Annotated in this window: 13 protein-coding genes; 2 read left to right on the top strand and 11 right to left on the bottom strand. The window is 39.1% G+C overall.

The genetic code is table 11. The features are described from left to right. Window positions 1–7 precede the first annotated feature (7 nt). From AC6CIF_RS12400 to AC6CIF_RS12385, 4 genes are all read right to left on the bottom strand, one after another. Window positions 8–223, bottom strand: coding sequence for a glycoside hydrolase family 32 C-terminal domain-containing protein (locus AC6CIF_RS12400; RefSeq protein WP_498199860.1), 216 nt, complete (start codon window positions 221–223; stop codon window positions 8–10). After that, a complete protein-coding gene (locus AC6CIF_RS12395) occupies window positions 220–648 on the bottom strand; it encodes a hypothetical protein (RefSeq protein ID WP_498199859.1) in 429 nt (142 codons plus the stop codon). Before AC6CIF_RS12395 ends, AC6CIF_RS12400 begins: the two co-directional genes overlap by 4 nt. A gap of 424 nt (window positions 649–1,072) precedes the next feature. Beyond that, the gene (locus AC6CIF_RS12390; protein WP_498199858.1) at window positions 1,073–1,222 is read right to left on the bottom strand and encodes a hypothetical protein; all 150 of its coding nucleotides are present in this window, start codon (window positions 1,220–1,222) and stop codon (window positions 1,073–1,075) included. Window positions 1,223–1,449: 227 nt separating this feature from the next. Continuing rightward, a complete protein-coding gene (locus AC6CIF_RS12385) occupies window positions 1,450–2,331 on the bottom strand; it encodes a LysR family transcriptional regulator (RefSeq protein WP_340914493.1) in 882 nt (293 codons plus the stop codon). Between the two features lie 176 nt (window positions 2,332–2,507). On the opposite strand from AC6CIF_RS12385, the gene AC6CIF_RS12380 reads away from it, so the two are divergent. Beyond that, window positions 2,508–3,302, top strand: coding sequence for an SDR family oxidoreductase (locus AC6CIF_RS12380; RefSeq protein WP_498199857.1), 795 nt, complete (start codon window positions 2,508–2,510; stop codon window positions 3,300–3,302). A 28-nt stretch (window positions 3,303–3,330) separates the two neighbouring features. Continuing rightward, a complete protein-coding gene (locus tag AC6CIF_RS12375) occupies window positions 3,331–3,672 on the top strand; it encodes a nuclear transport factor 2 family protein (protein WP_498199856.1) in 342 nt (113 codons plus the stop codon). A 120-nt stretch (window positions 3,673–3,792) separates the two neighbouring features. Here AC6CIF_RS12375 and AC6CIF_RS12370 read toward each other — a convergent pair whose 3' ends face one another. The 7 genes from AC6CIF_RS12370 to AC6CIF_RS12340 form a co-directional block, all read right to left on the bottom strand. Further along, window positions 3,793–4,887 (bottom strand): Ger(x)C family spore germination protein, encoded by a 1,095-nt coding sequence (locus tag AC6CIF_RS12370; RefSeq protein ID WP_498199855.1) that lies wholly within the window; start codon window positions 4,885–4,887, stop codon window positions 3,793–3,795. Window positions 4,888–4,889: 2 nt separating this feature from the next. Then, window positions 4,890–6,005 carry a GerAB/ArcD/ProY family transporter gene (locus AC6CIF_RS12365; RefSeq protein WP_498199854.1) on the bottom strand — a complete coding sequence of 372 codons (1,116 nt, stop codon included), beginning with the start codon at window positions 6,003–6,005 and terminating at the stop codon, window positions 4,890–4,892. Further along, on the bottom strand, window positions 6,002–7,462 hold the full coding sequence (locus AC6CIF_RS12360; RefSeq protein ID WP_498199853.1) for a spore germination protein: 1,461 nt from the start codon (window positions 7,460–7,462) through the stop codon (window positions 6,002–6,004). The genes AC6CIF_RS12365 and AC6CIF_RS12360 overlap by 4 nt, the downstream gene beginning before the upstream one ends. 336 nt (window positions 7,463–7,798) lie before the next feature. Beyond that, window positions 7,799–7,945 (bottom strand): hypothetical protein, encoded by a 147-nt coding sequence (locus AC6CIF_RS12355; protein WP_339296875.1) that lies wholly within the window; start codon window positions 7,943–7,945, stop codon window positions 7,799–7,801. Between the two features lie 196 nt (window positions 7,946–8,141). Continuing rightward, a complete protein-coding gene (locus AC6CIF_RS12350) occupies window positions 8,142–9,224 on the bottom strand; it encodes a nucleotidyltransferase domain-containing protein (RefSeq protein WP_498199852.1) in 1,083 nt (360 codons plus the stop codon). A 156-nt stretch (window positions 9,225–9,380) separates the two neighbouring features. Further along, entirely contained in the window at window positions 9,381–9,647 is a 267-nt protein-coding gene (locus AC6CIF_RS12345; protein ID WP_076210507.1) for a CD3324 family protein, read from the bottom strand. A gap of 289 nt (window positions 9,648–9,936) precedes the next feature. Continuing rightward, on the bottom strand, window positions 9,937–11,022 hold the full coding sequence (locus AC6CIF_RS12340; protein ID WP_498199851.1) for an L-dopachrome tautomerase-related protein: 1,086 nt from the start codon (window positions 11,020–11,022) through the stop codon (window positions 9,937–9,939). Window positions 11,023–11,127: the final 105 nt, after the last annotated feature.

Genomic DNA, 11,127 nt, shown 5'->3' with positions numbered 1-11,127 from the left:
ACCCAGTTCAGTTCGGTTGATTTTCCCAAATGCTTACGAGATCATTGATTTGAAGCGACATGACCTTTAGTTCTCCACCAATGGCATAGAGTTCCAGTCCTCTACTTTCCAAGTCGGGGAAAATCGTGTCTGAAATGATAGTTGTCCCGTTGTTGCCAAAGATCTCTACACTTGACCAATCAACATAGATTCTCAACTGTATCCGTTTATGCTCTGGCTTCATGGAGGCCTTGTGTTTTGCAGCAAAATCGGGATGGAAATCAACAGCGTTCCGATTTCAAATTCCGCAATAATTTCCATTTTCGCAGCAGAAACAGCAGACAAAACGTTCATATCTGGTTTAATCGTAATGTCTTGTAGAGACAGAATTGATCTTCTAAGTTGATTTGACTCAGTTATGGGTGCTTGAATTAAGCGAAGTCCTTCCGAATACGTCCTAAACATCAGGACATTCAAACATTCCACGGTGGATGCCCGGAATACCAGAACCGAAAGCGCTTGCAAAAGACCAATCCTTGAGATTTGAAGATGTGTAAAATTCTCACGGTCGCTTACAGCAAGAACCATTACCCAGTTTGAAGATTCTTCATGCCAGAATACTTTTGGGTCTCGAAAGTCTAGCGTATCCGTGGGGAATAAAGTTTTCACCTGATAGATGTACTTTTTTAATTTTATTCACGCTCCCTTAAGCTACTTAGAATCTAAAAGAAGATATATGCATTCCTTATTAACAAAATAATCCACCCGTTTTCATTTGTCAAAGTATTTTTATATAAATAAACATTATTTTTTATGTATATGTCTTTTTTTAGTTTACATTTGCGCATTTTATGCCTGATTATAGAAAATAACAATTTTTACTTAAGTCGATCTAATCATTTTTTTATTACTTTAAACCTAATGGTTTACAAATGTAAAAAAGGTGACTTCTAAACTTCTCTTTACTTGTTCAACAAAATATCGTTAGTATTAAACCCAATTTTACCGACAAAACAAAAAAGCCGCTAAAATAGCGACTTCAATAGGAATATATTTTTGTTCTTGACATGTTCTAAATAAATTAACGTCTCGCTTACGCTTTAACAACTTCAACCTTTTTATCCCCTGCTGACTTCGCTACCTCTAACGTTGTGTTATCTTGGATAGTGACTATTAGGCCAGTAGCCAGCATAGAAACGATTAAAGCTGCGCTGAGGGCTGTGGAGATTTTGTTCTTAACCATAATCATACCTCCGATATCTATTATGTTGTAATAAGCGGCCCAAAGAACTATGACGAGCCGAGCGTGACTAGATATTACATTAATTCACTTTTTTGTTGGGTAATCTACCTGATGATTGTATTATAACGTACTGCCAATCATTGTAAAAGGATTTTTTCCTTGTGTTCAAATACAATAAAGTATGATTGTTTTCTCAGAATTTCTTTTCAAAACTAAACATTTGGCGGTCATTCTCCTTGATGTAAAGTATCCACATATTCAATAAACCTTTTCGCTGCTGGGGAAATGTTATGATCATCTCTCCACTTTAATCCTATTTCCCAGTACCATCCTTCATCAATGATAGGGATCCAGACCAATTCATCTAACATTAAACCCAGCGTCTTAGGCAGCACTGATACACCCAAACCCGACTTTATAAAACCGGCTACAGTGATCAGGTCCTCCGCTTCATAGGCCGAAGCAAGAAAAAATCCGGTATGTTGGAACCGGGATATAATCGTTGCTTTTAATCCACAGTTATTTTTCAATCCAATAAATGGCTCGCCAGACAGCTCTGCCAAACTAAGAGCGCTACAATCTGCATAACGATGTTGGGAGGGAACAACAATGTATAAAGGAACATTCTGAATAGTCTTCCAGTGATGATTATCCATAGTAGATTCCCTCGATGTAATCATAACATCCGAAAACCCTTGCTCCAGATGTTCATCAATATCTCCTAAGTTCCCTTGTGTCAATTCGAACCGAACTTTGGGATACTTCAATTGATAACTCCGGATTAGACTTGGGATCAATTCAACCCCGAGAATGTTTAGATAAGACAACGTAATCACACCCGTATCCGGATTGGACCACTCTTCGATTTCCTTTAGGCCATTTTCAATATTTTGTAGGGCTCTACCAATCCATTTAGAAAACATGGTACCGTTTCGGTTCAGCTTTATATTTCGTCCATTTCGCTCAAATAAAGGAGCTCCTATTTCGTTTTCAAGCTTGGCAATTGCATGACTTAATGCTGGCTGAGTAATACCGAGTTTTTTGGAGGCTAAGGTCATATGTTCAAGCCGTGCAACGGTCATAAAGTATTCTAATTGTGTAAGTTCCATTAAAACACCCCTCCATATATTAATAATATTCATCATTTCTATTATTATAATAAATTGGACGTTATGAAAGTAGCAAGTGTAGTATTAGTTCTAGCTCCTCTCGAACAACACATCAAGGTTTAGAGACAGAGCAATTTTAAATTAATCATTGAATACCATCACTAGGAGGAATAGTTATGCATAAAGAATTTGAGTTCTCTGTATCGGAATTTGAAGGTAAAAAGGTGCTTGTAACCGGGGGAACAAAGGGAATGGGGCAAGCTGTTGTAAAAAGACTTGCAAACGGCGGAGCTACAGTCCTTACTACTGCCCGCTCCCTATCAACTGACTTGCCAAATTCGGTCAAATTTGTGCAAGCAGATGTCGCCACACCTGAAGGTGTAGAGCAAATAATTACAGCAGTAAAAGAGCAACTTGGAGGTATCGATATTATTGTCCATTGCGTAGGTGGATCAACGACACCACCAGGAGGCGCACTTGTATTGAGTGATGAGGATTGGCTTCATACATTAAATTGGAATTTACTCGCAGCAGTTCGACTTGATCGTGGTTTAATTCCACTTATGTTAGAAAATAAATCAGGCGTTATTCTTCATTTCACTTCCATCCAGAGACGTTTGCCTTTATATGAAACTACACTGGCTTATGCATCTGCCAAAGCCGCGCTGACTAATTATAGCAAGGGATTATCGAATGAATTTTCCCCTCAAGGAATTCGCATCAATACATTGTCTCCCGGGTTTATTCAGACTGAAGCGGCTGACGCATTAATTGATCGGATTGCAACCGAAACCGGAAGTCGAGAAAGTGCGCTCGAACAACTTATGACTTCACTCGGAGGTATTCCAATTGGCCGGCCAGGATTTCCTGAAGAAGTCGCTGAACTGGTCGCATTTCTGGTCTCAGACCGAGCAGCATCTATTACAGGTAGTGAATATGTCATAGATGGGGGAACGATCCCTACCGTCTAAAAATCAATTAATAAAGGGAGAGAACAATATGGATCTCAATCATTTACCAGCTGTAATTGGCAAATACATTACTGCATCTAACAAGCCAGACCCGGTAGTATTTGTAGATTGTTTCTCAGAAAATGCTGTCGTGTTGGATGAAGGGAAAAAGCGAAATGGCAAACAGGCGATTCGGGAATGGAGTGATCAAAACCATTTCGCGGCGAATGTAACGTTAAAGCCAACTGAAGCAAAAAAAATAGGTGATGAAATTGTGCTAACATGCGAGTTGGATGGTACCTACGATAAGACGGGTCTACCCGATCCGCTATTATTGAATTATCATTTTGTTATTAATGACGATAAGATCATTAGACTTTCCATTTTCTAAAGATATCCAAATGGCTTGTCCGCCACGGGCTGCAGTACTAAGCTCTCTTTGTACATGATTTGAACAAAAAAGATGCCCCCACAATGATGTATTTGATCATGTGGGGGGGCATCTTTTGAATCACGACAGCCGTTCAACATTAATCAAAGGCTGTATTTTGATGTCGAAGTCAACATTAATCTTCATATTTTCCCAATATTTCAACCATTGCTCTTCCGTTATTGGTTTAGAAAAAGGCTTAAGTGAATGTGTTCCGACCTCTAAGGGATCCACTTTCAACCGTTGCATACTTTTTAATAATTCTGACGTTTGTTCCTCAAGGTATACCTCAATCTCATGAATTAAATGTTCCAATTGTTCCTCGCTTTGAATATTCTTTTCTCCCTGGTATTCCTCAATTCTTCCTTTCAATCCCACATGTAAAGACAAGGATGAATAGTCACTTGATAGTTTCATGCGAATATTGGATCGAACACGTCCCAAACTGATAGATAACTTTGGAATGGCCAAGACTTTTAAGAAATGATCGTTATCCAGAAGTTGAAAAATTTCATCACTTACGTCTTGAGTGACCATTACTTCTTTATCATTTTGGAAAAAGGCCGTTCCTACGTAATTGAAATTGTTTTTATCCGCATGAAAAACCGGCAGGATCGGATCCTTAAGAGGGGAATATAACATCTTCATGAATTGATGAATATTGACAATGCTCATTTCACCTTGGTTATGTTCCTCGTAATGCTTTAACATCCGATAAAGAAAATAATCTTGGTTTTCTTGCTTCGTCAATTGATTTTTTATGTATTCATCAAAATCGCCTCTGACGATCAATAAGTAGACATGCATTGAAATATCGGGATCAACCAATATCGTATTGATCAGCTTTTCAATGCCTTCTTTTGTTGCCAGTTCCTCATTGATTAATAACATTCGCAGCTGCCCCTGCTTTAATTCCCGATAATAAATTAAATTAAACTCCTTGCCTCCCTGTTTTAACAGATCAACTTCCTTGGAGAGAAAGCGTTTTTTTTCTTTGATGAGTGGAGGCACTAAAGTGCTGATTTTAAACTTTCCTTCCGTCCCCTTGTCAACAGACCAGAAAACTACCGGGGCGATCTCTTCGATCATATTGCTCTCGACATATGGAGAAGAACAACCGGCCACCCACATAAGGCTTACAATCGCCAATAAACCATAATGCTTGTATGATACCATACCTACACTCTCTCCTTTCGTTTAACCATAGTGAAAAGGATCGTAGGAACCAGTAAATAAATGAATGCACCAAGCCAGATTTGAATGTTCAGTAACATCTTTTGACCCGGAACCGTTTGCCATAACCATTGATCCATTATGATGATACTTATCAAAATGACGAACCAACTTGACAATAATCCGATCCGAGTTGTGCCTTCGTTCATTTTTTTCATAAAGACTCTTCCAGCTCCATATAAACACAACAAAAGAATTGAAATGTCAAATACATAGTTAAACATATGGAAAGAGATAAGGATGTAATCGATTCGTTCTAAACCACTCATTTGAATGTAACTTCCCATATATACTACTGGAAAGTTGATCTTGCTTAAGAAGTTCGAACCGTAAAACAATACCGAAGCAATGAACAATAATGAATATTCCAAGATCGTCAGCATGTTTCCAATGACAAGATACTTCGATATTTTTTTATTGGAGCTCAACCATGGAACCATAAAGGCCAAATATACTGGACCGGAAAATGCCGACCAAATAAACAACAAGCCCTGCCATGAATGTCCTGACCATTCGGTGGGGATTAGAGGATACAAATCGCGGTAATTTGCAATCGTTGGAAAGAAAAAGGGAATAAACATGATTAAGATCCACGCCCCGCAGAGAAAGGCGATAACGACAAAACGCAATGTTTTCTCCATGCCATGTGAAGCCACAAATAAACTGATCGAAAGAATAACTAGGATCAGCCACTTTTTATTCATTGATGGATATATAAAATTATGGAGCATTTCAACGTAACCCAGTGTGATGATTGAAATTTTTAACAGTATTATCACAAAACCAAGTATTGCGAAAACTTGAACCGCCCGTTTCCCAAAAAGCTGTACAAATCCTTGATAGCCTTTCGATGCATAACTGGAAGTAAACCATTTGGATAGCATCATCAAATTAAGTTGGGACAGTAGCCCCAAGGCGACAATTCCCCAAACCATATAGGAATGAACCAAATAAACCGGCATGATTAAAATAAAATAATGCATTTGCGTTCGATTAACCAATAAAAGGAAATGGATGCCGCCAAGGGTGGAAGTTTGATTGAATAGGGATAAAGTCTTCATTTCTTCATCTTCTCCTGTCGCCATTTCTGTAGTGGTTTTAGGTTATGCGGACGCGTTTTCATCCAAATCAAAGGCCCGCGAATAAAGAGGTCGATCCAATCCTTCCCATAAAAAGGTGAAAGCGGCGCTAAATAAGGTTGACCTAATGACGTTAATGCATGGAGATGCGCAAGAATCCCGATTATCCCGACCACGATTCCTGGCAGCCCAAGAAACGATGCAAGGATAAGAAGAAGCAATTGCAACAGAACCATGGATTTTGTCATTTGATAATTGGGAACTAAAAAGAAAGCAATAGCGGATATACCCATCAAAACAATTAATACTTTACTTGCAAAGCCTGCCTCAACAGCCGCTTGTCCAATGACAATACCACCGATAACCCCTAGAGTTTGACTGGTTTTGGTCGGCATTCGCAAACTTGCTTCTTTGATGATTTCCAGCGTTATGATCATGAAAAGTCCTTCCACAAAAGGAGTAAAGGGCAATTTGCTTCTCGATTCCAATAATACGAAGAGAATCGGCAGCGGAACCATTTGGTAATGAAATGTCGTTAACGCAACATAAAAAGGAATCATCGTCAAAGAAATAATAAAACTTCCATACCTCATTAAACGTAAAAAACTGGCTACCGGCCAACGAAGGAAGTAGTCTTCTGGCGATTGGAATAGATGGAATAATGTAATGGGACAAATTAAAGCAAACGGTGAATTGGAGACTAATAAAGTCAGCTTACCCTCACCTAAGGCGAAGGCGCAGGCATCCGGCCGATCCGTTTGTAGAAACTGGGGAAAGACCGTATGGTTATGATCTTCAATAAAAGCTGCAAGCTGTGCGGAGTCTAAAAACTGATCGAAATCCACACTTTCAATTTTTTCTCTTGCAATGGAAACAAATTCCGGATTAATTATTCCGTCTATGTACATTAACACAACTTTTGTTTTACTCAGTGATCCGATAGTGAAGCTTTCCGTTTTTAATGTCGTTATAGGCAAACGTCTGCGCAACATTGTAATGTTATTATCGATTTGTTCGCTGAAGCTATCTTTCGCTCCATATATAACCGTTTCCGTTTGGGAAGGTTCAATTGCCCGGCCAAGAGGATTTTCCAACTGTATGCCTAGCCATTGATCGTTGACTGAATCGTATAGAAGAATATATCCTTGCATTATTTTTTGCCCAGCATCTTCGATCGATATAACTTCTGAAACATCAGAATTGATTATGCATGAAGAAAGCGAATTTCCGCCTGATTGATGAAGTGGCTGAATAATCGCCTCGTTTAAACGCTCTTGATCTATTAACGTTTTTATAAATAAAAGATGGACTGAAGCACTCGTACCTATTTTGTGCTCAATGATTTCGGCATCTTCCATATGGTTTAATATCTGTTTTAAATCATCAAGCCATGTAGACTTTTGATGATTTTTCATTTGAGGCTCGTGTTTTTCAACCATGGTCGTCTCCTTTATCAAAGTAATAAAATGGTGATAAGGTTAATATCTTGTCCTGTAATCGAAAAATCATACGACCGGCAATTTGTATACTAAACCTCAACATGTTCGAGAATGAGATGGAAATCTGGATCAGGATTCTTTTTACTAGTTGAGAATGCATGTGGTATTTTTTCAATGCATATGAAAAAACCTCAGCCGGGTTAAGTGAGCTGAGGTCAATATATTAACGATTTATGCTTTTTTAGTTGCTACCACTGTTGGTTTGATTCCGTTGGCTTTCACATCAGGTGCTTCGAATACCCCTAATTGGGACTACTAGAGTCGCACCTAACTTCTTCATTTAATAACTTCAACCTTTTTATCCCCTGCTGACTTCGCAACCTCTAACGTTGTTTTACCTTCAATAGCGACTATCACGCCAGTAGCCAGCAAAGAAACGATTAAAGCTGCGCTGATGGTTTTCGAAATTGTCTTCTTGACCATAACCATACCTCCTAATATTTACAATATTTAACTTTGTTGGGTAATATGCCTGGTGATTGTATTATAACGTACTGACAATGATTGTAAAAGAAGTTTTCCTTGTGTTCGAATAAATAAAGTATCAGAATCGGAAAATAAATCAGATAGATTGTCTAGGCTCCCTTTGCCGCGGACTTAATACCAACTATATGTAAGGTCAGTGATTCATATAATGGGCATATAGTTGCTCGAAGGTTGTAAAACGTTTGACTTCTCTGCCGACCTTATTATATTCATCTAGATAGTCATCCATCACTTCAAGGAACTTCTCTTTCATAACTGGTAAATTGCTTGCATCAAAGTACTGCATAAGATCAAATTTCTGAGTTCCTTTCTCTACAGCCATTTCATCAAGATATCGATGTGCTCCAAAGGCGGAAAGAAAGACGTAGGGAGCATCGTTCGATATAACACTGTTCAATATTTTATTGCGGTAGTTGCACCACAATTCTTCGTATGTCCCCCTCAGATTATCAAAGGACGGAGCCGGTTTAACAATGAAGTTATCACACATCGTGTTATGTAACCTCATAACGCTATTCAACATATTAAAAGATGTTATTCGGATATCTTCAATGGTATGAGCTTCGATGATTGACATGTATAAGGATTCAAGATCATCCGGAACATAACGAAACGAGCGTATCTCTTCCAAATATCGCCTGATTCCTCGTTTGATACACGTGTTATTCATACTCACCAAGGCATTGACTAGATTGTACAGAACGCCAGCAGATGCATATCGCACTGAACCGATATCTTCACCCAGCATCGTGTCGCTGTATGCTTGCTTAGCCAGATCGATCCATTTATTTGCTCGATTAAGGCATGCTTCTCCTATCGGGTTTGCAAGTGCATCAAGAGCTTTTTGCTGGAAGTCGTTCAATTTCTCCAAATCCTCAGGCTTAGCATAGTAGAGTATTTTGAGGTCGGTTAGGCTCGATACGTTAGGACTCTCCAAGGTGGATTGCTCTTGTATTCTTGAATCCCATGGCGTGCAATAGATGTCATACCCAACGTCGTCCAAGATGAAGCAGTCGGATATTTCCCATCCCTTTTCTGTATTATTAATGATAATTAAATCAAGATCGCTCTTCTCGTGAAAGTCACCGGTGCTAAATGAACCAGTAAGCCCAATAATGGCGATATCGTCTAGAAAATCTCTTTTTACGCGTTCAATCACCATGTTAATGAGCAGTTCATTTTTGTCCAGCAGCTTCTTCTTTATGATTTCGTTCATTCGTTACACCTCTTTGTATGATCCGGCCGTCCTTCATCACAACAACCTTAATTTGAGTCTATCGACTTAGAGGTACGGTTACTATGCATAAGTTGATTTAAGTCATCTTTGCACAAAATCCGCTAAACCGTCGAAACGACGTGTTAGCGGATTTTATTAGTTCTTTGTATAGACTATTTTCTTTATGCTTTCACAGGACAAGAAATATCGACCCGCCAACTCCTCTATCTTGACTCCGTTGCAGAATAAAGATTTAATCTCAGCGTTTCGAGCAGAGACCCTGCTCTTGCTCTCTGTTTTCTCGCCCCATTTTAGGTGCGCCTCTTTGGGTTTTGGGATATAAACCAATTCCCCTTGAACGTATTCTTGAATGATCCGTAACAATTCTTCCGGAAAAATAGACTCGGCTTTTGAATATTTCATGGGCCTCACTCCTTATTTAATAGATCAATAAGGTGCAAAGCCAGTTCGTAGAATATTACGATTCGTCGTTGGCAATGTGATTATTCCTGGGCTCTATGCAAAGCATTGCCATATCCTTCACTGGCTTTGCATAGAGCCGTGCATGTAAGAATCCTACCCCGATTGTTTTCAATAGCCTCACCTCCATAGAAAATAGATAGTTGCTATTCGCTTATTATATCAGGGCTTGTTGTTGAATTGTTTAATTATGTCTTTTGGGGCTGATTGTACGCGTAAAGTGGGATGTATATCAAAAGGTAGGAGCAGGTAATTCATCAATTTTCAAACGTAGTAAAATGTACGGTTTTTGTCGCAGGTCTCTTCCATAATGAAATCTCGCCTGCCTATGTAATTGGTTCACAATCACATATAAGTATTGATCCGGACCAATCGAAAAAGTATCCGGCCATAAAATTCGGGGATCATGGGCGATGGTTTCCATGATTCCATTTGGCAATATCTTTCGAATACTATCGTTTTCATAATCTCCAGCATAAACGTTTCCTTTTGCGTCCGTGATCATCCCATCAGATGCACCCTTCTCTCCCCAATACTGCACAAGATCACTTAACTTAAAATCCGGTATCGTTCTGTCTCTTAACGATTCTGTTGAGATCGAGTATAGCTGGCGACTGGTTAATGGACAATAGAATAACATTTTTCCATCAGGGGAAATGGCTATACCATCAGAGGCCAATCGAAAGGGCGATGTTGAACCATCCGCGTTTCGATTCATCAAAATTTTACCTTCCACTTTTGGCACAAAATATGGATCGGGTGAGGTCGAGCTTGCTCCATGCAACCGTCTATACGCATTTCCGTTTTCTAAATTTACGACGATAATAGCGCCTGGACCATTGGAAGAAGAATCCGTTATATATGCGAAACCTGCTTTTCCTACACGAAAGTCAAATCGGACATCATTCAGATACGTTGTCGGCAAGACTACATCATCTGCAAATGTATATACTTTTCTTATTGTATTTGTTTCTAAATCTACCGCGACTAATTTTGCCCCTCCTTTAATTGGCTCAGAAAAATTTGGTGCAGCCGTGTCCAGTACCCACAAGGTTCCCCTTCCATCTGCAACAACACTTTGGACACTGATGAAGGACATAACGATATTCAATGGGTTGATCAAATTCGCTTCTACATTAGGATAAGGTTGCATCTGACCCTCAACAATTTCCGCTACCGTAAATCTAACGTCATCTCCCCATTTTGGAAAGCAAATAAAGATACGCCCGGTTTCGGATACACTAACGCCTGTAGGCATAGCCCCGTAAAAGGAATGAACGAGTTCTAACTTACCAAAATATTCATCCATAGGTAACATAGGCTGTATGATGTCCTCCTCAACATAGTTGAATAGATATTACCTATAATTATGTTCAAGACTTTTTCTAATGCCTGGCCCTTAATCATTCTTTTTCAACCTCGT

The organism is Paenibacillus sp. GQ49, from assembly GCF_059759055.1.
This window is presented reverse-complemented; position numbering and strand designations above follow the sequence as displayed.

Coding starts and splice junctions, on each gene's coding strand:
- AC6CIF_RS12390 (WP_498199858.1), bottom strand. CDS start 1,222: ATGGTTAAGAACAAAATCTCCACAGCCCTCAGCGCAGCTTTAATCGTT.
- AC6CIF_RS12375 (WP_498199856.1), top strand. CDS start 3,331: ATGGATCTCAATCATTTACCAGCTGTAATTGGCAAATACATTACTGCA.
- AC6CIF_RS12385 (WP_340914493.1), bottom strand. CDS start 2,331: ATGGAACTTACACAATTAGAATACTTTATGACCGTTGCACGGCTTGAA.
- AC6CIF_RS12345 (WP_076210507.1), bottom strand. CDS start 9,647: ATGAAATATTCAAAAGCCGAGTCTATTTTTCCGGAAGAATTGTTACGG.
- AC6CIF_RS12350 (WP_498199852.1), bottom strand. CDS start 9,224: ATGAACGAAATCATAAAGAAGAAGCTGCTGGACAAAAATGAACTGCTC.
- AC6CIF_RS12340 (WP_498199851.1), bottom strand. CDS start 11,022: ATGTTACCTATGGATGAATATTTTGGTAAGTTAGAACTCGTTCATTCC.
- AC6CIF_RS12355 (WP_339296875.1), bottom strand. CDS start 7,945: ATGGTCAAGAAGACAATTTCGAAAACCATCAGCGCAGCTTTAATCGTT.
- AC6CIF_RS12370 (WP_498199855.1), bottom strand. CDS start 4,887: ATGGTATCATACAAGCATTATGGTTTATTGGCGATTGTAAGCCTTATG.
- AC6CIF_RS12360 (WP_498199853.1), bottom strand. CDS start 7,462: ATGGTTGAAAAACACGAGCCTCAAATGAAAAATCATCAAAAGTCTACA.
- AC6CIF_RS12365 (WP_498199854.1), bottom strand. CDS start 6,005: ATGAAGACTTTATCCCTATTCAATCAAACTTCCACCCTTGGCGGCATC.
- AC6CIF_RS12400 (WP_498199860.1), bottom strand. CDS start 223: ATGAAGCCAGAGCATAAACGGATACAGTTGAGAATCTATGTTGATTGG.
- AC6CIF_RS12380 (WP_498199857.1), top strand. CDS start 2,508: ATGCATAAAGAATTTGAGTTCTCTGTATCGGAATTTGAAGGTAAAAAG.